We start from the raw sequence: 20,036 nt of genomic DNA, 5'->3' as shown, positions 1-20,036 counted from the left end.
TCAGAGCAGCGTTAGCGTGGGACACGAGGGCCTCCGGTCCTGTGAAGCGGTTCCTAGACAGCTCCACTTCACAACCGGGGGTCCTCGCCTGTCTCAACGACAGGCCGACATCACCTCAACCCGACACAACGTCCCTGGACATCACAGCTAGCCGGCCGATCCGACCGTGTATCCCGGTCTCTTCTTCCTGGGGTTCGTTCCCCTGCGGTGGTGTGCTCATACTTCCCTTTACCCGTGTCTACGGAATGTGCAGGCATGAGGTTACCGCGATAACGCCGGACGCTCATACAGAAGTTCGCGGGGAAACGGACTCCCGGAGTAGAGGGGCGGGCGGCGCCGCCCGCGACGTGATTTGTACGAGCAGCACCTAAACCAACAGGCGGCCCGCGGACCACCCACCGGCCTACGAGACGGTGAGCCCGTCACCCGCGGGGCCTGAAACATCCGGTGCTCGGCCTACAGGCCCGCAAGGCGAATCAGGTGTTTGGCGCGCGCCGCCTCGCGGGTAACACCACGCCATGACCGCACCCGAGGAAATCCCCGACCTCGAACCCGGTGGGGGCGTATCACCGGGACGAACACCGCCAGGGGAAGCGTCCACCTCTGGCCTATCTGCTCCGGGCGCGGACGCGAACGACGCGCCAACCACTCCGCTAAAATGACCGAGAACCGCAGCCCGGCAGATGATTTCGGCCGTTACTGGTTAGGTCACGTGTTGTCCGGTCACGAGTTCCAGGGCGCTAGTGGCCTGGTAGCCGCTCGGTGGATCCGGCTTCGAGGGCTGCGGTGACGTGTTCGACTCCATCGCTGACGACCTGGCGGTAGGCCAAATTTGTCAGGACACTGAGACGAGAGCGGGCCTCGGCGAGGTGGTGGTGGGCGGCGTCGACTGACCCGAGTCGCCGGTAGTTGTCGGCGAGGTTGAGATGCAGGGAGGGGTAGAACCCCTCGACGGAAAGTGACGAGTGATGGGCCTGGGCTCGGACATCGGTGAGCGCGTGCGCTGCGTCGAGTGCGCGGATGTCCCAGGTCAACGCTTCTGCGGCGTCGTCGCAGAGATCGGCACGGTAATGCCCAATCGTGCACCGGTGCAGGGCGTCGCCGCCGGCTCCGACTCTTTCCCAGAGCGCGTCGAGCTGGGCTCGTGCCGCTGCGGCGTCGGTGGTGGCGAGTTGCATGGCCGCGACGATGGCTGCCATGACCTCGTCGGGTTCGCTGGCCGCGTCCGTGGAGTCGCTCATGGTCAACGACCCTACGAACCGGCACTGACACCCCCCTCACGACCTGGGCTCAGACAGTCGCAAGATATGCGAGAAATTCGCATGAACCGCGAACCTCACCCGTCCATGCTGGTCAGGTCGCCGAGGGATGGACCCGGTCTCTCAGACCTCGACGGTAGGTCGGCGAAGCGCCGCGTGGTGACCCGTGAAAACCGTTCCTGCGCAGACGCATAGCGGCTGGTAACCACGAGGTAGAAGGGGTACACGAGTTCGCAGTCTCAACGACTCGTTGCCTTCTACATGACATAATTATAAATTATCGGCCAAAAAGATTGGGCTGCAACATATTTCGTCACCGGTGACGAAACAGAAGGTGAATCACGCTGTCACGCTACCAAGTTGCTACGTCACTAGTGCGTGTCGGCGGCCGACCCGGGCGCAGTCGCGATCTTGTGATCGAACTAGAAAGGGACCCGGGAGCATGGGGCGCCCCCGGGTCCCTCCTGCGAGCAGATACGCACGACAGCGCCTCGTCCTGGAGGGAGAACACACCAACAGGGAAAGCCACCCGCAGCACCCAGTCTATAGCCACTCGTTATTGAGTGGGAGTAAATGACTACCCTTCAACGCTGCTCGCTGTCCGTAGCGTGGCGCTCCTGAACTCGTTGCAAGTAGTCCACGAAGCTGATGCGGCCCGCGGCGGTCGCACACAGGTCTTCGACATCGTCGCGGGTGGGTGTCAGGCCCGACTCCACCATGCGATCGAGGGCGTCATTGGCCACCTGGGCACCACGGTCGTCGAGCTCGGCGAACAGTTCGAAATACCTGGCAACCCAGGGCAGACGCGCCACCTCTGGGGAAAAGCTCACGGTTTGGCATCGTAAACTGTGACACTTACCAGTGAAAGAATCGTAAGTCGGGCAAAGGTCTTGCGAGTCCGCGAGGCGTGTCGCGGCCGCAATCTAGAATTGCCTGGTGACAGAGCCGGGAGACGCGGTCCGAGGAACTATCTCCAGCAATGACCGCCCCAAACGCGCGCGCGCCGCAGTGGCCGACCTCACCACAATCGTGCGCGTGCCAGGACATCCGGCCGCGGTGCAGGCGTTCACCGACAACGAACGCACCGCCGCGCAGCGCTACGCCGACGACGTCGGCGGCACCCTCGAATCACTTCTCTAACTGGGGGGTGGCAGAGCCGGCGAGGGTGCGGCGCACAGTCTGCGTCATTGCCCGGCCATAGGGGCCGGGTTGGCGGTGTCGGCGGGCGGTGTCGACCGCGGCGGTGTTGAGCGTGGCGACGATCTGTCTCGCTCGGTCCGCACCGAGTCGGGTGTCGACGGCGCGTACTACGAGCTTCGATAAGGCGGCGTGGATGTGGTCGGCGACGTCGCCGGCGTGATCGTCGCGGGTGGCATGGATCCGGGCCTCAGCCCAGAACAGTGACGTCTCGCGATCGCAGTAGAAGTCTCGCAGCACCGCGGCCGCAGCCTGGGCTTCGATGGCCGCCGCGGAGCGGGCGTCGAGGCGTTCGGCGAAGGTGTCGACCGCGGCGTCGACGAGGTCCTTGCGTTCGGGGAAGTGGTAGGCCACGGACCCGACGGAGATGCCTGCGCGGTGGGCGACCTCGCGTAGCCGCATTCCTCCGACCCCGAGGTCGGCGATCTCACCGATCGCGCCGGCGGCGAGCGCGTCGCGCCCGGTGCCGCGTCGCACCGTTCCTGGGGAGATCGACCGTGACGGTGTGGTCGCGGCGCTGGCCGGGGCCGCGGCCTCGCTGGCGTCGGCGGCGCGGATCCAGCGGTGCAGTGTTGCTTGCTTGATTCCGAGCTGGTCACCGACGTAGCGACGGGCCTTGACCTGGGATTCGTCGGTCGCGGCGATGCGCTCGCGGTACATCTGGACTGCTCGTCGCTGGGTGTCGTCGTCGTAGAGGGTTGGCCTGACCACGCCTCCATTCTGGTGTGTGGTGCCTACCGCACGTCATCCTGGAGGGATGGCCGCCGCCGTTCGTGTCGCGCCGATGCTGGCGACACCGGGATCGGTGCTGCTCGGCGACGGGTTCGCCTATGAGATGAAGTACGACGGCCAGCGCGGCATGGCGACCGTGGACAGTCGCGGGGTGCGGTTGTCGAGCCGCAACGGCACCACCATCACCCGCACCTACCCCGATGTCGTCGCCGGCATCCGCCGGGTACTGGGCGGACACGATGCCATCCTCGACGGCGAGCTCGTCGCCCTGGACGAGTCCGGGCGGCCATCGTTCGGGCTGCTGCAGCGCCGCATGCACACCCAGCGGGCCGGCGCGGCCCTGGTTCACGAGGTGCCCGCACGGTTCTTCGTGTTCGACATCCTCGCCAGTGACGGCCGAGACGTGACGGGCCTGCCCTACACCGGTCGCCGCGCCCTGCTCGCCGACGTTGTCGCGGACGACGATCCGGTGGTGCAGGTACCGCCGTCGTGGACGGCGGCCGACGGCGTCGACGGACAGGTGATGCTCGAGCTCGCCACCGCGCACGGCCTCGAGGGCGTGGTGGCAAAGCGCCTGTCGTCGCGCTACCGGCCCGGTGAACGCTCCCCCGACTGGATCAAGCAACCGCTGCGGGTGAGCGCGACGGTGGTGGTGGCCGGCTGGATCGGGACGCCGGGGAAGCTCGAGTCGCTGTTGCTCGCCGCGGTGCACCCCACCGGCGGTCTGCGCTACATCGGTCACGTCGGGACCGGATTCACCCGGGTCGGCCGCGCGGAACTCCTGGACCAGCTCGGCGCGATCGAACGTCCCACGCACCCGTTCGCGAGTCCTCCCCCACGCTGGGCATCCGGTGACCACGTCCGGTGGGTGCACCCGGTCTTACTCGGCGAGGTGCACTTTCGTGAGTTCACCACCCGTCTGCGCCATGCGAGCTGGCGCGGCCTGCGCCCGGACGCGACGCTGCCCGACGCGGACTGGCCGGGCTGACAAGCAGTGTCAGCTGTGGACGTAGAGGCTGTTGACGTGCCGGCGGATCGCGACCCGGAAGTTGTCCGCCGACTGGTGACGGACCGCGAGGCGGATCGCTGCGACGTCGAGGAGATCGACAGCCTGCCTCGGCGTGGTCCCGACCCGGTCGGTGACCCGGTGTAGCTCGCCTACGACGCTGCGGCAGATACCCGAAATGGATTCTGCGGATCCGCGTGCCGCTCGGCTGCGGGTGGCGTGGACGCGGAGCTCGGCGGCCGCCAGGGTGATGGTGCGTTCACCCCATAGGTGATGCAGGGCGTAGACGAGGGTGGCGCTCGCCTCGTCGCGAGTCCCGCTGCGCGAGCTGGTGATCGCGACCCGGCCGATGGTTTCGTACCGTTCCGCCAGGGCGGCGAACGCCTCGTCGACGAGCCGCTCGCGGCTAGCGAAGTGGTAGGTGATGGTCCCCGAGCTGACGCCGGCGACGGCCGCGGCATCGCGTATCGAAAACGCCCCCACTCCCCCATCGGCGATGAGCTCCCACACTCGGGCCAATATGTCCTCTCGCGCCCGACCGCGCCTCAGTGATTGATCGGCCACCACGATGCTCACCGTAGGCCGGTTCATCGACGTGAATCTTCGCCGCCCTTGGCCTGCCTAAGGAGCGCCGCGGTGATCGAGTCGGACTGGTCGCATCGGCAAGTACCCGTAGGCGGGGTCGAGGTTGTGGATGACGGTCTCGCAGCACCGGCACGTCCACGTTCGATGCGGCGGTTCGATCGTGCTGTTCCAGCCGACCAGCAGCGACCGCGGCCGGGTGAGATCGCAGCCGTTCGGGCAACGACTAGGAGCGGACTCAAGCCACTCCCCTTCGCCGCGCCGCTCTATCCGCGCCTGGAACGTGTGCAGCGGACCATCGGGAGTCGACACCGGAGGTGTCTCCTGACTTCCGCGACAGGGCGATGAGGAACGGCGCGCGGCCGACGTCAGTGCTTCCCACACCTGGCCGGCCGCGCACCACCACCGTAGTCGATCATATGTTCGATCGTCTACACCGTGCGGTTGCCGAGGTGCGCGAGCTCGCCTACAGCGGCGTCGAGGATCTTCTTCGCCGTGTTGTGGTGGATGTTGCCCGCGGCGGCGTGCTCACGCATTGATGCTTCGGGGTTGGCATCGCGGTGATGAAGTACCGCCGCGATCTGCGCCGGTGGGGTTCCGAAACCGTGGCGTTCGCGTAGATCCCTTGCCGCCTCAAGGTAGTCGCGGGGGCTACCGGGTCGCGGGAAGTCCTCGACGTCGGCGTCGAGATCAATCTCCTGCGTGGCAGAGAGGTCGACGCCGGCGTTGGCGTGCGTGGCGATCGTCGCGTTGGGCCTGGGGCGTCGGCGGAGCAACAGGGTCAGCGAATGCGTACTGAGCAGCAGAAACACCGGCGGAATGGTCGCAATGACTGCCGCGATCCAGGGCGAAAGCGGCTGGTTCGAAGGAATGACAGCGTGTAGAGCGTTCCCGGCGACGGACGTGGTGGCGGCGCCGATGAGCAGAGCCCAGAAGTACCGCCGCTCCCCCACCCGTGTCGACGACGACACGGCCACCAGGCTCACCGTCGCCTGCAAGATCGTCGCGTCGACCACAACTGGTCCGAGCCACGACAAGTGCCTCGACGGCCATACTCGCGTCGCGACGTCCCACAGTGCGGCGAAGCTCAGGACGAAGGCCGCAACAGCGATGCCACCGGCCGTTACTGCTCCCAGGATGATGGACACCCGCCGCATAGCAGGGCTTGTAACGTCGTCCATTGGCACAGGTCCTATCTGTGTCGGGCCCTGGCGGGGCTCCACCCCCGCCAGGGCCGTTAATGGCAAGCCGCGACGCTAGTCGCGGCGTATTTCAAGTATTGCTTGTATGTACGTGCGGTCTAGTCGTCTAGATCGTGGTTCTTGAGGTATTCGTCAACAGCCTCTCGGAGGACATCAGTCTTGGTTACCTGCGTGCCCCGCAGCATGGAGAGCTTGAGCGCGCCCCGGAGCATCCGTTCGTCCATCGAATCGGGATACCGGTAAGTGCGGGAGATGAGCGGATCGTGTTCGTTCGCTTTCGATCTGCGTGCTGGGAGGGATGGTGCCCGCCGCGCGCGTTTTCCTGGCTGTGACTCACGGGTCGCCTCCACCTGGTCACCCGCACCAGCCGGCGGCGTCGGAGCGGGTGACACTCCCCCATCCCCCGTCATAGCCGCGAACGGGTGTTGCTCGGCGGGCTTGGTGACAGTCTTGCGGTCGATGGCCATCGTCAACCTTCCTTCTGGTCAGAGCAGTTCGAGCTCGAGCGCCAGGTCGCGGTAGGCGCTACTGATAGCCAGCGGCCCCTTCCCCTTCAACTGGTGAATTGGCACCGCAAGCCCGTGAGCGTCCGCGACGGCGGCGCGCTTAGGGATGACGGTTTTAGCTACGAGCGCCTCGTACCGCCCGCGGAGCTCGTTCTCCCGGAAGTCCTGCTCGCCAGCTCGTTCCCGCCGCCCAATGACGATCGCCGCGATCTCGAGGCCCTCGTTGAAGCTGCGCCGAGCCATCGAGACCGATTCGATGATCGACTCGACCCCGCGTGCACCGTCCGCGGTTGCGTCGGTCGGGATGACGACACGCTGAGCAGCCGCGAGTCCGTTCGCCATGAGGCGCCCAACGAACGGACTGGTGTCGACAAGAATGTGCTCCCACTCCCCCTGCGCCTCGGCCAGAGCGTTTCTCAGGCGGTAGTGAATGTCCATTGCCGCGTCCGATTCGCGGTTGGCTAGTAGCCGGTGGCCAGCCAGGAGAGACACGCCCGGCCAGTCGGCCGATGCCGGTGTCACTGCGGCATCGAGCGTCACCGTCTCCGCTAGAACATCGTTCGCGCCATACTCGACGGCGTCGGGGTCGAGGCCCATGCCGGTGGTCGAGTTGGCCTGAGGGTCAAGGTCAACAACCAGCACCCGCTTGCCCGCCTCGGACAACGCCGAGGTGAGACCGACAGTTGTCGCGGTCTTCGTCGAGCCGCCCTTCTGATTACAGAACGCCAGAGTCGTCACGAAGCCTCCTCGAAATCGTATGTACGGCCAGTATGTGCAGTACACGCACGCAGTACAAGACCGACACGCTGTACAACACCGTATTGCTTGCCAGTATTGTATTGCATGTAAATACGTCATGGCTAATCAATTAGCCAGCATCAGCAGGCAGGCCGTTAACCCGGCCGCTCGCACGCAACGGTGTTATCCACCTGCCAACGTGGGTGGCTCGCGAGTGGGCAGGCCCCGGGAACGTGCGAGCCTGGCTGTCCGTCGCTGAGGCGAACGACCGTGGGCAGCGGGTCCATTCACCGGGTGCACGAGCGCCAGTTGACTGCCGCCCTGAGCGGTCGATGCCCGGCGCGGACGGCGACGCTGCATCGCCCGCGCTCCAGCACGCCGGTGAAGCGCTCGCGAGACGACGTCGCGACCGCGGGCGTGCCAGACGTCCCTGTCGAGGATGACCCTGCTTTGGACCCGTTCTCTCGCCGCTCGACCTGCACCGGCCGCCGGCGCGTCGTCAAGCCCGGCAGGCCCGATTAACCACCGTGTCGCGCGGCCCTGGCCGCTGCGGGTAGCAAGGCCCTGGTCGCAGAGGGTGTGGAGCAGGCGCAGCAGACCGTGGTGACGGGTTCCGGTGGGGAGCCCCGTCTGAGCTGACAGCGCGGCCGCGGGGACGGGAGTGGGGGAGAGCTGGGTGTAGACGAGGCGTGCAGTCTGGCCTAGAGCAACCCAGCAGGGGTGGAGAGTGAGAGCCATCCCCTGGGGGCTGGTGACGTCATGACTCACGGATGATCGGTAAACGGCAGCAGGAGTGCTCAGTGTCCACACTGTTGCTTCGTGGGGTGCAGTCTCACGGTTGTGCGGTTTAACCACTGCGAGCAACCCCCGCTCTGCAAGCCCTTGTAGCCGGCGCCGGGCAGTCTCTTCCGAGAAGCCCAGCCAGGAAGCGAGATCGCGGACACCGACGGGGCGGGTGAGACCGTAGCCGTCGGAGAAGCGGTGTCGGATGACTGCGACCGCTGCCGCGACGAGGTCCGGGTCGTCCCACTGGTTGACCTCTGCAAGGGCCTCGGAAATTCTCGGCTCATGAAGCGAGGCGGTTTCGGGGCGGTAGGCGCGAGCGCGGCGTGCGATGTCCTGCCAGTGTCGCTGACACCATGACACCCACCCCGGTTCAAGGTTTCGGCCCCGGGCGCGGGCGTGGGCGTCGCGCTCACGCCACTTCTCAAAGCAGGGGTAGATCGCGTAATAGCGCGCTGCGGCCCGCCACGACCGCACGCCTAGGCGCCACAAGACCCAGGCCCCGGCCAGGGCGGCGTGGGACCGTCGTCCCCGTCGCGGGGACACCGTCAAAGTCTTGAACTGCTCGCGCGTCATTCGCGTTGGCGCGCGGTAGGCGCGCGGCGCGACGACCGCCAGCTCGCCGGCATCGGTTTCGTCGACGTCGTCCCAGACCATGGGAGCGGGGGAGGGGAGGGGCTCGCCCGCGTCGACGTGGGGCTGGTTCAGGGCATCGGCGAGGCGCCGGTATGCGGCGATGGCGGTCATGCGCCGCCCATCGGTATCGGTGGGCCAGCACACCCCGCCGCCCGGCTTGAGCGGAGCGGACCCCGGAAGCCGTAGGCCATCGAGCCTGCTCCGGAGGTCGACGGTGGTCTGCGTCTCGCCGGCCCACGCGCGGATCTCAGATACGCGGCGGGTGAATTCCCGCCGTGCAGCCCGACTTGGGAGGGTCACGCCGAGGTGGACGCTGTTCGGAGTACCTGACTCCGTCAGATGTGCAAGCGACGCGCCCACAGTGTCCGCGGCGTCAAGGAGGGGTTGCAGGACGCGGTCGGCGCACCGGTCGACGTCGACGACCTGGATCTCAGGGCGAATCGGGGCGATGACCGCCCACGGCGAGGTTCCCGCGCCGGCAGCCTCGCCGGCCGCCATCAGCTCGGCCGCGGTGCCCGACATAACCGGGGCTGTTGCGTCACCGTCCAGCTGCACGGCCGTGACCGTCGCGGCGGAATCGGCCAGCAGCAGGTCGTAGAACCCCGCCCAGCGCGTGACCAATTCGTCACGCAACACACGTTCATCAGGAACTAGCGACTGCAAAGGGTGCGCGCTATCCTGAGACCTGTCGTCCAAGACAGTCCCTCCGGGGATCTCGAGCTCAGCGGGTTGGCAGACCTGCTGGCTCAGACTTCGAGCGGTCCCCCTGGTATCCCACCGGGGGGGCCGCTTTTCTCTGCGCTACGCAGTAAGCGGTAGCGCCGTTTGAATCTCCTTGTCCGGACGGTTCGGGCCCTCGACGAGGTCGGACCGGCCTAGGCGTGCGTAGAGAGCATCGGCGATGAACTGGCCCGTGATGCTGTAGCCAGCAGCTCGGGCAGCGGCATCAAGGTCGACTTCGGTGTGTGCCCGGAAGTGCCAAGCCTTGCGCTCGCCCTTGCTAGGTCGAGGCATATGCAGGTCACCCCTTCCGTGTCCGTTCTTCCAGATGAAGTCGTTCAAGTTCGCCGAGCGAAGTGTCCACCACAAGTGATTCTGATTCGAGTATTTCGGCGGCGACACGCCGAGGGACTAGCCTGTCCGATTGACCGAGTTCGAGGATGAGCGGTGGAGGACAGCGCACGTGGCTGACGTTGTATCGGATGAGGCGCGCCGACAGATCGCGTCTGTACGGTCGCCTTTCGTCGTGCGGCTCGATCTTCCGTATGCCCTCGATAAGCCCGAGACCGAGGTGCTCGTCGAGGGAGCGCAGACCCCCGGTCACTGTTCGGTGATGGTCGCGTTGCTGCTCGCCGAGCACACGCCAATTCCCGACGCCAACATCCAGATTCGGGTGTGGGCCTGTGACGGCGACTCCCGACAGCTCGTGTTCGACGAGTTCATGCAGGCCCACTCGGTGAACCCGGTGATGTCGGAGTTCGCGGTACGAGAGGTGTTGGAGCGGGTCCCGCCGCTCGACGACGCCGCCGAGAAGGCTCGTCGGGCGTTGGGTGGGCCCTTCGACACAGATCACGCGCTCGCTGTGGCCAGCCTGAACGCGAACCGCACGCCATGACCGATCCCGACGGCCAGTCGGGGGAGTGGCTTCTTGTAACGACGTTTCGCGGCGTGGTGGGGAAAGTGGTCGCGAAGTCGCGGGCTCCGGAGACCGTCCTCGAGGACGGTCAAGACCTGCTGCGCGCGCTGAAAAAGTCGCGTGCCCTCGGCGCGGTGACGGACATGGGCCTACTCACCAAGGACGCGGAGCGCGTCATCCGGGCGGCGATCGCGCGCCGCCGCCCGACCGTCGGCGAGGAGCCAGTAGCCTTCCGCGATCACTTCTTCCGGCCCATCGCCATCCCCGTCCTTTCCGGAGCGGACACCGTGTTCGCGGTGTGGCTGTGGATCGGCCTCGACGGCACCATCCCAGCAGACCCGCCGCTGACAGGGGCATGGGCCTGGGATATCAAGGCACGCCCGGCGCTGGCCACCTACGGGCCCGGCGTCGGCCCCCTCTATCGGCGCGATGATCTGAAACCCGGAAAGCAGTACGACATCAACGAGATTGCCGCGATCAACGCCTCAACCGTCGACGTGTCAGCGATCGCCCCGCGACTCCTGGACCCGGTGGACGGCACCACATTCGCGTTGGCGCCGGAACCCGACCGCGGTCAGGACGGGACGTCGTCGCTGGCTGCGATGCGGGCGATTACAGAGGTGGTCTACGACCCTGACCTAGACCGGTGGGAATGGCGCGGAGTGACGTGGGACGTCACGCACGTCGACCCTCCCTCAAACACGCCCCAGCGGGTGATCGCGCAGATGCTCGCCGGCCCCGATGTGTGGACGGCGACGGCGTACTGGTGGCCCATCCAGCTGGTGAGCATGACCGGGTCGCGACAACGACCCGCAGAACTGCACCTCGACCCCGAAACTCACAAGGCCGACCTGCGCGCGGACAGTCGTGCAGCAGTCCGACGGATGATCGAGGAATTGGACCACGCCGAGTCCGCGACCGCCCGGGTCTGGCTGGGGGTCAACGAGGGCGGATACGCCGCGTATGACGTTGCCGCGGTGCGTCTTCGTGATTCCACGGTCTCCGCCGCTGCGGTGTCGCTGCGCCGAGCCGCGGAGTGAGTTGACGGCCTGCTGCCAGATCGGTACCTTCAGCAACGCTCCGCTCGAACTGTTCGGTTTGGCGGAACTGCCGGGTTGACGACTCACTCGGTGGGTGCGAATTTGTTGCTCCGGCGTGCGCTGGGGCGATGACGTCATCCCACCGGAGAGCCGAACGTCGATGCCGACAGATCTGACGACGATCCCCCGTAGCGCGACCGCATACAGCGGTGTGAACCTGCGCTTGTACGACGCCTTCGTCCTGCACTTCACCTCCCCGCGTGCCTGGGGATGCTCACTGTCTGACCTGACCGAGATGTACCGCCGGCACGGCACAGATGACCACGCCGAGATCGGGGTCGGGTCGGGTCACTTCGTCACTGAGCAGACCCGCCACATCGACTGGGCCGCTCTGAGCCTCATCGATCCCAACCCGGATGCGCTGCGCTTCGTCTCACGGAGGGTCTCGCATCCGGCGGTCCGGGAACACGTCGGCGACATCCTCGACCGGGCAACGCTTCCCACCCGCCGCTTCAAGTCAGTTGCAGCAAACTACGTTCTGCATTGCCTCGCCCCGGGCTCCGATGTCCGCCGTACCGCCGTCCGCAACCTTGCGAACCTCACCGCCGACGAGGGAGTGATGTTCGGCGCGACGGTGCTGGGGGCAGAGGCGGAGCACAATCGGCTCGGCCGCGCGCTTCTGCGGCGGCTCAATCACATGGGGACGTTCGGCAACCTCGGCGATACCGAACGTGCGCTTCTTGGCCACCTCAGTAGCAGCTTCCGGCAGGTCGAGATTGAGCGCCGCCGGACGGTGCTGCTCTTCGCCGCGTCGGAGCCGATCCGATGATCGTGGGCCTAGGCAGGCATGCCGGGCGGTCGGCGACGCGCGCGATCGTGCGCGGCCCGGTACTCGGCAACCGACGTGCCCACAGCGTGAGCGAGCCGCTCGGCGAGCTCGTCGTTGAGGGCAACTTCGCCGCGCTCGACGGCGCCGACGGTCGCTGTCGGGACCGCGGCAGCCTGTCCAAGCTGAGGCTGGGTAAGGCCACGGAGGACCCGGTAGTCACCCGGAAACCGCTCGTCGGGCGCGACGTCGACCAGCTCGCTCATGGGAACGTCGAGCGCCTGGGCGACTCTTGCGAGGAGATCCACCTGCGGCGACGCGTGACCGGTTTCCCAATGATGCAGAGTGCTGCGCCCGATCTGCGCAAGGCGAGCAAGGTCGGAGATCGAGAAGTTCCGCGCTTCGCGAACCTCCGTGAGGGTGTTGGCCGAGAAGCCACGCATCACTCGCCGACTCACCGACACGCTCCGGGCGCGGCGCCTCCCACCATGGCTAATCACTGTGCCGCACCCGTCTCGCGATCATCACAAGCTGTCAGCATAGACCGTGGTATGGTCCAGACATCGCGAGCCGGATAGCGGCTCGACCAGGGACCAGGAAGACCAAAAGAAGGCCCCGACCCGGACGTTGCGGTTTTGGCGAACTCGAACGACGTCCGAGCCGGGGGATGCCAGCCGGCGAGAGCCGACCGACGCACCCATCGTAGGTGCGCCGATCGGATCTCACGATCCGATCGGAGTCGACCCTTGGGGACACCCAGCACCGATTTGCACGGTAAGTCGCAGTCTCGTGCGTGCTTCCGCGTAATCGCCACAACGGTTGTCGCCGCAATCGCGATGGCACTCGGCATCGGACACGCAGCAGCAGATGCGCCCGGAGCCTCGACAGGCTCGTGCGCGCCCTACGTAGCCGTTCTGGTGCCGGGTACGTGGGAGACCAATCCGACCGCGAACCCCGAGACACCGGTCGGGATGTTGGCCCCGGTCGGCAAGCAGTTGAAGTCCGACTACGGGTCGTCGCTGGACACGAAGTACGTGCCCTATTCGGCGTCGGCGTTCGACAAGGGACTGACGTATGCGCAGTCGCAGCAGTCGGGCAAGGAGGCGGTCAACCGGATCTTGCAGCAGTGCGCGGGATCTCGGTTCGTGATCGCTGGCTACTCGCAGGGCGCCGATATCGCCGGCGACGTCGCGGCCGACATCGGTAACGGCCGGGGCGTCGTTCCCGCGGCCCAGGTCCTCGGCGTGGGGTTGGTGGCTGACCCGAAGCAGGGGACTGCCGGCGCCCAGACGATCGGCCCGAAGCCGGTGGGGCAGGGAATCTCGGGTATTCGGCCCGAAGGGTTCGGTGCCCTCTCGGCGGTCACAAAGCAGATCTGCGCCCCCGGCGACCTGTATTGCAGCGTCTCGCAGGGCAAGGACGGCCTGCTGAGCTCGCTTGGGAAGGTGCTCGGCGCACCTGCGGGCGGTGCGACGGCCACCACCGCGCTCGCATCCACCTCGTCCACGTCAGCGGCCCCGGCTGTTCCCGCTGCGTCGGCGACGGGTCAGTCGGGCGTCGCGTCGTCCGCTCCGGCCGCAGGGTCGCTGTCGTCGTCGAGCCTGGTGTCGGACTACAGCAGCGCAGACCTCTCGGGCGCAACCTCGACCGCGGGAATGCTGCGCGACAAGCTCGCGACGTTGCAGAACGCCCCCGCCCCGTCCTCGGCGGCCGCGGCCGGTGACGTCGCGAGCATCGGCGCACTGGCACAGCAGCTGGTGGCGACGTTCGCCCCGGTCCAGCAGACCCAGCAGTTCATCTCCTCCACGCCCGGCGTGCGCCAGGAACTCACCACCGCCGCGCCGAACACACCGATGGGGCAGGCGAACTCGCTGCTGTCTCAGCTGGGCAAGGTCGACGTCGGCGGCATCGTCAACAACGCGTCGTCGATCGCATCGACGTTGGCCTCGGTGTCGGGCGCCACGACCGCGCAGGGCACCACCTCACAGACTCCGTCGGCGAGTGCCGGCTCGACCACCTCGATCCTCCCGAGCGGGTCGGCCTCGCCGACGGCACCTACCTCGACCCCGAACTACAACGCCCTGGCCGGAACGGCGACACAGCTCGCCGGCCAGGTCGCACCCGTGGGGTCGATGCCCGCGGACGCACTGGCGACGGCGGGCAACATCCTGGGCACCCTCAAGCCCGCCACGGTCATCAACCAGGCCCTCAACGTGGTCTCCGCGGTCGTCGACACCGACTACCAGGGCATCATCAACTCCCTCGCCACGCTGCCGCAGCAGGTGTTCCGCGGCGATGTGAAGGGCGCCCACAACACCGCTCGCATGCTGAACAAGCAGTTCGAGCCGTGGGTGAAGATGGCCGCGCAGATCGACTTCCACACCGCCGCGCAGCTGGTCACGTTCATCCCCGACACCACCGGCACCACCCAGATCGTGTCGCTGGTCCTGGGCCTGCTCGCCAACGTCGACATCGTGCGCCTGGCCCGCGACGTCGGCCAGATCCAGGAAGTGGCGTGGTCGGTCCTCGAGACCGGCAACCTGCTGCAACTGGCCCGTCTGGTGCCGATCGGCCTGGACCTGGCCTCGGTCGGACTGGGCGTGCTGTCGCCAGGCGCGAAGCTCTCACCCGAGCAGCTCGACGCCGCCGCCGATCCCTCACAGCAGTCGATGGCTGCGGCCGCGACCGGCAATGACCTTCCCGGCATCGCCTCGAACCTGGTGTCGCTGGCGGGAAGCCAAGGCGCGCAGGACCTCACCAGCCTGATCGGTCAGGGCCTCGACGCTGCGTCGTTCTACGCCTCGGGCACCCACACCAAGTACGCCTCGATGCTCGTCGAGGGCGGCAAGACGGCCCTGCAGTGGCTCGTCAACTTCTTCCGTCAGCAGATCTCGGGCTGATCGCCATGACCCATCACCGACCCACGCATCCGGAGGACTCCACCTAGACGACCGATCGCTCGACCATCCATCCAGCCACTTCATTGCCCGGGCGGGGCACATGTACGGCGTGTGAATTGCATTGTGAGGCTGCGCTATGAGCGCTCAATCGACGAAAACGAAGGTAGCGGTGCCGATCCTTGTCGGCGCCGTGATCCTTGGTCTCGTCGCGCTCATCGGGCTCGGCAGCGACAACCCCAAGGTCGACGACTGCCTTCCCGGTGCGGCGACGTCGGGGTCCACGGTCACCGCCGGTGCAAAGCTGATGCCACTCAAGGCAGGCACCTACAAGGTGGGTTCCCCGTTCGGCCCGCGTGACGGTGCGTTCCACTACGGCCAGGACTTCGAGGCCCCGCTGGGCACCCCGATCTACGCCGCCCTCGACGGCACCGTGCGCGAGGCCGGACCGGCGAGCGGGTTCGGCACCTGGGTCGTGATCGACTCCACCGTCGACGGCAAGAAGCTGTCCACGGTCTACGGCCACGAGCCCGCCTCGTCACTCAAGGTGCACGAGGGGGACAAGGTCAGCGCGGGAACACAGTTGGCCACCGTGGGGTCTGAGGGCGAGTCGTCGGGCCCGCACCTGCACTTCGAGGTGTGGCCCGGCGGGCGGCTCGACGGCGGCAAAGCCGTCGACCCGATGCCGTGGCTCAAGGGCGCTGGCGACCCCGGCAGTTCCGGGCAATCCAGCGATCCGGCGCAGCTCGCCGCGGTCGTCGGACCCGCCTCACCCGACGCATCGACCCCCGCATCGCCGCGGGCACCTCCTGCCGGTGATGCGAGCGACACCCCGGCCGCCGCGGCCGGCGGGGACCTTCCGCCGCTACCGGCGCGGATGGGCAGCGAGGCGCATTGGCAGGTCGACACCGTGCGCGTCGCGCGCGCTGTCGCGCAGAAGTTCCCGCAGCTGCAGACGATCGGCGGGTGGCGGCCCCAGGACGCCTACCCCGATCACCCGTCGGGTCGTGCCGCCGACATCATGATCCCCGGCTGGGACACCCCCGCCGGCAAGGCCCTCGGCGATCAGATCGCCGACTACGTGATGGCCAACAAGGACGTCTTCCAAGTCCAGTACATCATCTGGCGGCAGGTCTACCGGCCCGCCCAGGGCGCCTCGAACACCATGGAGGACCGCGGTTCTCCGACCCAGAACCACTTCGATCACGTCCACGTCACCACCGTCGGACACGGCATGCCCACCCCCGGGCAGCGTTACGGTCTGGCCCCCGGCGGCGTCACGCAGGGACCCGCCGCCGGCGCGGGCGCCGGGTGCGGCCCCGCCGCCCCCGGCGCCGGGGGAGCGGGCCTGCGCCCCGGGTCGGTCCCGGCGGCGTTCGAGCCGTGGATCATCAAGGCCGGCACCACGTGTGCCGAGGTGCCCGCACCGATCATCGCCGCGCAGCTCGAGAACGAGAGCGGCTTCAATGTCGAGGCGTACAACGCGGGGTCTCAGGCGACCGGCCCGGCACAGTTCCTCCCCGCGACGTGGGCGGCGAAGGGCGTCGACGGTGACGGCAACGGCACCAAAGACCCCCGCTCGATTCCCGATGCGGTGATGACCCAGGCCGCCTACGACTGCGAGCTGGCCAAGATCGCAAAAGACGACCTGGCCAAGGGCAAGCTCAAAGGCGACCTCACCGAGCTCTACCTGTCGATGTACAACTGCGGGCCCGGCGCCACCGAGGCCCAGGGCGGGGTCTGCCAGAACAGCCAGACCCTCAACTACGTCCGCAACATCCCCGCGGCCGCGCAGGCGAAATTCGCCGGTGCAGCGAACCTCGGGATCTCCGGCGGCACCTTCGGCGCCCGGGTCGTCGCCGCCGCGGCCCGCTGGCGCGGACAGCCGTATGTGTGGGGCGGCGGAGACATCCACGGCCCCACCGGCGGGCAGGGCGGTGGACAGTCCGGCTTCGACTGCTCCGGTCTGGCGCTCAACGCGATCGCCACCGCCTCCGGCGGGCAGATCGTGCTCAACCACCTCGCGTCCGACCAGCTCCACGATCCCCGCGGACGGTCGGTCCCGACCGCTGCTCTGGCCCCGGGCGACCTGGTGTTCCCCGCCGGCGACAACCCCGGCCACGTCGCGATCTACGCCGGCAACGGCCAGATGGTCGAGGCCCCCGACTTCGGGCAGGTCGTGAAAGTCTCCCCGGTCGCCAACCTCGGCGCCGGTTTCCAAGCACGGAGGTTCGGATGATCCACACCCTGCGCACGACAGCAGCCGCGGCCGCCCTCGCCGTCATCGCCGCGGTCACCGTGACCGCCTGCGGGAGCGACGACACCGCCACCACCACACCGACGGCCACGCAAACGTCGATCCCGCGTGCCCAGCAGTGGGACCCCACCGACCTACCCAACGGCGACAGCCCCACCGCCACCGCACCCACTCCGGCGACCGAGCTGCCCGCGTGGGCGGCCGACGTCGACCGCAGCGACCCGTTCCAGGTCGCGAAAACCGCTGTGCAGGTCTGGTACTCGTGGGACCCCACCACCGACACCGGCCCCGATGACGCCGCCGCCCGCACCGCCCCGCTGCTGACCTCCGCGTTCGCCGCGCAGACCACCTCGACCGGATCGGTCAACGGGCCCGGCGCGCAATGGCTGTCGTGGTCCTCGGCCGGCGCGAAGCTCAAGGTGTCGGTCGACGTGATGCCCACCGACGGCGCGCCGACCACCGATCCGTCGAGGAAGTACTTCATCTTCCGGGTCACGCAGCTGCCCTACACCAGCTCCGGCGCCGTCCTCGACCCCGCGCCGCCGCGCCTGGTCGCCGTCGTCGCGACCGAGGCCACCCCCGACATGTGGGAGGTGTCGTCGCTGAGTGAGCGCTGACCCGACCCACCGCACAAGCCTGTTCGTCACCAACGGAGGCGAGAGCCGATGAACGCACACAACCCCGACTACACCGGGCCCGCCGGCCCGGCCGACCCCGCGGAGTACGCCGCCGAGGCGCCGGTGAACATGCGCCGCCAACGCCTGCACAGCACCCGCCCCACCGACGCCGCCGCCCGCAGCGGCGGTGCCCTGCGCGCAGTGTCCGACCCCGCGGCGGGGATTCAGCCGGTCACCACCGGCATGACACCCCCGGCCCGGCCCGGCACCCCCGCCCCGGCCGCGCCCGTGACGTCGTCGGCGACCAGCGACCTCGTCGCCGCGGTGTCGGCGCACAAGGCGCAGTGGGGATGGCGGGGCCGGGTCAACGCCGCATTGGGGTTGCAGCTGCGCCCACCGGCGTCCGGTGACGAGGTCGCCTACCGCGTCAACGCCACCCGCGTGCAGCAGACGATCGCCGGGACCGCGACGGTCGCGGTCATCAACGTCAAAGGCGGGCAGGGCAAGACGCCGACGACGCTGATGCTCGCCTCGATCTTCGGCCGCAACCGGGGCGGGGGAGTGGTCGCCTGGGACGCCAACGAGTCCAAGGGCACCCTCGCCGAGCGCGCCGCGGCCGCCGCTCCCGCAGGCCGCGACACCTGCGTGTGGGACCTGCTCGAGCACGCCGACACCCTCGCCGCGGGCAACACGGCGGCCGGCGCGCTCGGGGCGTTCCTGCGCAAGCAGCCCACCACCGAGGAAGTGCTGGCCTCGGACAACTCCTCCACCCGGCCGCGGGCGATCGGCGCCGCGGAATGCGCGACGGTGATGTCGGTGCTGCGCCGGCACCGTTCGCTGGTCGTCGTCGACACCGGCAACGACGACCTGGCCGAGAACTGGCAGTGGGTCACCAGCCACGCCGACGTCCTCGTGGTCCCGCTGACCATCCGCCGCGACGCCGCGGCGAAGGTGACGCAGATGCTGCGCGGCCTGTCCGCCCGCGGCCTCGACGAGCTCGTGTCCACCGCGGTCGTCGCGATCGCTGCGACCCCGGAATCGTCGGCCGGCGACCGGGCGGCGATCATCGCCGACCTGCAAGCGGCCGGGATCCGGCGGGTGTTCGAGATGCCGTATGAACCGGCGTTCGCCTCCGGGGACCGGATCGTGCCCGAGCAGCTGTCGCAGTCGACGACGTCGGCCTACACAGCCCTGGCCGCGGAGGTCGCCGACACCATCGCCGCCCTCGACAGCGACTACGACGCCGGCGAGATCCCCACCCCCATCCAGCGCCCGGTCGACCCCTACGAGCCTGCCGGACCGGCGGAGTGGCCCGGGGCGATCGGTCCGGTCGAGCCGCCCGCAACGTCCTACGCCGAGGCGGCCCGTGGCGGTGCCGACGCGGTCACCGAGCAACTCCCACCGGTCCAGGCACCGCTCACGGGCTACTCCGAGCACCCCGAACCGTCCTACAGCGAACCGGCCTATGCCGAGCCGCCGGCCACCCCGTTGCCCGGCGGGCGGCCGCCCTCGGGCGGGCCGTCGCGACGCAGGTGGGCCGTGGTGGCCATGGCCGGTCTCGTCGTCCTGGCCGCTCTGGTCGGGGTGATCGGGTGGGCGGTCAGCGGTGACGACTCCGCTCCGGCACCGCGCCCGGCGTCCTCGGGTGACCCGATCAGTGGTGACGGGCAGGCAGGCGCCGCCACCGCGAGCGGCGACTGCCCGAGCACCTCGAGCGGGCCGGTCACGACCGGCCGCGACCGAGGCGACACCACCAGCGGCCCGCAGGTCATCAAGGCGTTCGACTACGCCTACTACGTCGAACGCAACGGTGCCGCGGCCCGCAGTTTCGCCACACCGGATGCGGCGATCGGCTCCGCCGATCAGCTCGACGCCGCGATCAGCCGCACCCCACCGGGAACCACCCACTGCCTGGAAATCCGCGACCAAGGATCCGGCCTCTACGCGGTGCGTCTCACCGAAACCCCGCCGGGGGGAGGTGAACCCACGGTCATCGACCAGCTCGTGCAAACCACCAGCACCGGCGGCAAGACGCTCATCACCGCCATCCCGAAGAACACCACCATCTCCGGCCCCGGCAACTGACACACCGCGGCCACCACCCCCTGTGAAAGGACACCTC

The 20,036-nt window shown here is 68.2% G+C and carries 16 protein-coding genes and 1 pseudogene; 9 read left to right on the top strand and 8 right to left on the bottom strand.

The genetic code is table 11. The features are described 5' to 3' along the window. Positions 1–518: 518 nt before the first annotated feature. Positions 519–620: pseudogene (locus LX12_RS21480) on the top strand (DUF6480 family protein); the annotation flags it as partial. A gap of 120 nt (positions 621–740) precedes the next feature. Here the strand turns inward: LX12_RS21480 and LX12_RS21475 are convergent. The 3 genes from LX12_RS21475 to LX12_RS21465 all read right to left on the bottom strand — a co-directional run bounded on the left by LX12_RS21475 (position 741) and on the right by LX12_RS21465 (position 3,167). Continuing rightward, positions 741–1,241: a hypothetical protein gene (locus tag LX12_RS21475; RefSeq protein WP_253656660.1), complete on the bottom strand. Its 501-nt coding sequence runs from the start codon at positions 1,239–1,241 to the stop codon at positions 741–743. Between the two features lie 602 nt (positions 1,242–1,843). Continuing rightward, positions 1,844–2,089: a hypothetical protein gene (locus LX12_RS21470; protein WP_253656659.1), complete on the bottom strand. Its 246-nt coding sequence runs from the start codon at positions 2,087–2,089 to the stop codon at positions 1,844–1,846. Positions 2,090–2,387: 298 nt separating this feature from the next. Beyond that, positions 2,388–3,167, bottom strand: coding sequence for a TetR family transcriptional regulator (locus LX12_RS21465; protein ID WP_253656658.1), 780 nt, complete (start codon positions 3,165–3,167; stop codon positions 2,388–2,390). Between the two features lie 46 nt (positions 3,168–3,213). Here LX12_RS21465 and ligD point away from each other — a divergent pair, with 46 nt between their 5' ends. Beyond that, positions 3,214–4,176, top strand: coding sequence for a non-homologous end-joining DNA ligase (gene ligD, locus LX12_RS21460; protein WP_253656657.1), 963 nt, complete (start codon positions 3,214–3,216; stop codon positions 4,174–4,176). Between the two features lie 9 nt (positions 4,177–4,185). Here the strand turns inward: ligD and LX12_RS21455 are convergent, their stop codons facing one another. The 4 genes from LX12_RS21455 to LX12_RS21440 all read right to left on the bottom strand — a co-directional run bounded on the left by LX12_RS21455 (position 4,186) and on the right by LX12_RS21440 (position 7,222). Further along, complete coding sequence (locus LX12_RS21455) at positions 4,186–4,770, bottom strand: TetR/AcrR family transcriptional regulator (RefSeq protein ID WP_253656656.1); 585 nt, start codon at positions 4,768–4,770, stop codon at positions 4,186–4,188. A gap of 437 nt (positions 4,771–5,207) precedes the next feature. After that, entirely contained in the window at positions 5,208–5,924 is a 717-nt protein-coding gene (locus tag LX12_RS21450) for a DUF2637 domain-containing protein (protein WP_253656655.1), read from the bottom strand. A gap of 152 nt (positions 5,925–6,076) precedes the next feature. Then, positions 6,077–6,445 carry a hypothetical protein gene (locus LX12_RS21445; protein ID WP_253656654.1) on the bottom strand — a complete coding sequence of 123 codons (369 nt, stop codon included), beginning with the start codon at positions 6,443–6,445 and terminating at the stop codon, positions 6,077–6,079. An 18-nt stretch (positions 6,446–6,463) separates the two neighbouring features. After that, positions 6,464–7,222 carry a ParA family protein gene (locus tag LX12_RS21440; protein ID WP_253656653.1) on the bottom strand — a complete coding sequence of 253 codons (759 nt, stop codon included), beginning with the start codon at positions 7,220–7,222 and terminating at the stop codon, positions 6,464–6,466. Between the two features lie 2,563 nt (positions 7,223–9,785). Between LX12_RS21440 and LX12_RS21435 the strand changes: the two genes are divergently transcribed. The 3 genes from LX12_RS21435 (at position 9,786) to LX12_RS21425 (ending at position 12,146) form a co-directional block, all read left to right on the top strand. Then, the gene (locus tag LX12_RS21435; protein ID WP_253656652.1) at positions 9,786–10,256 is read left to right on the top strand and encodes a hypothetical protein; all 471 of its coding nucleotides are present in this window, start codon (positions 9,786–9,788) and stop codon (positions 10,254–10,256) included. Beyond that, positions 10,253–11,317 (top strand): hypothetical protein, encoded by a 1,065-nt coding sequence (locus tag LX12_RS21430; protein ID WP_253656651.1) that lies wholly within the window; start codon positions 10,253–10,255, stop codon positions 11,315–11,317. Before LX12_RS21435 ends, LX12_RS21430 begins: the two co-directional genes overlap by 4 nt. Before the next feature lie 160 nt (positions 11,318–11,477). Continuing rightward, a complete protein-coding gene (locus LX12_RS21425) occupies positions 11,478–12,146 on the top strand; it encodes a methyltransferase domain-containing protein (protein ID WP_253656650.1) in 669 nt (222 codons plus the stop codon). 8 nt (positions 12,147–12,154) lie between these two features. Here LX12_RS21425 and LX12_RS21420 read toward each other — a convergent pair whose 3' ends face one another. Next, positions 12,155–12,586, bottom strand: coding sequence for a helix-turn-helix domain-containing protein (locus tag LX12_RS21420; protein ID WP_253656649.1), 432 nt, complete (start codon positions 12,584–12,586; stop codon positions 12,155–12,157). Between the two features lie 528 nt (positions 12,587–13,114). Here LX12_RS21420 and LX12_RS21415 point away from each other — a divergent pair. From LX12_RS21415 to LX12_RS21400, 4 genes are all read left to right on the top strand, one after another. Continuing rightward, complete coding sequence (locus LX12_RS21415) at positions 13,115–15,043, top strand: cutinase family protein (RefSeq protein ID WP_253656648.1); 1,929 nt, start codon at positions 13,115–13,117, stop codon at positions 15,041–15,043. A 169-nt stretch (positions 15,044–15,212) separates the two neighbouring features. Beyond that, the gene (locus LX12_RS21410; protein WP_253656647.1) at positions 15,213–17,279 is read left to right on the top strand and encodes a VldE C-terminal domain-containing protein; all 2,067 of its coding nucleotides are present in this window, start codon (positions 15,213–15,215) and stop codon (positions 17,277–17,279) included. Beyond that, positions 17,276–17,914: a hypothetical protein gene (locus LX12_RS21405; protein ID WP_253656646.1), complete on the top strand. Its 639-nt coding sequence runs from the start codon at positions 17,276–17,278 to the stop codon at positions 17,912–17,914. The genes LX12_RS21410 and LX12_RS21405 overlap by 4 nt, the downstream gene beginning before the upstream one ends. A 48-nt stretch (positions 17,915–17,962) precedes the next feature. Beyond that, positions 17,963–19,999 carry a MinD/ParA family ATP-binding protein gene (locus LX12_RS21400; RefSeq protein ID WP_253656645.1) on the top strand — a complete coding sequence of 679 codons (2,037 nt, stop codon included), beginning with the start codon at positions 17,963–17,965 and terminating at the stop codon, positions 19,997–19,999. The last annotated feature ends 37 nt before the right edge of the window (positions 20,000–20,036 follow it).

The organism is Williamsia serinedens (genome assembly GCF_024171725.1).
GTDB classification, from domain to species: domain Bacteria; phylum Actinomycetota; class Actinomycetes; order Mycobacteriales; family Mycobacteriaceae; genus Williamsia_A; species Williamsia_A serinedens.
This window is presented reverse-complemented; position numbering and strand designations above follow the sequence as displayed.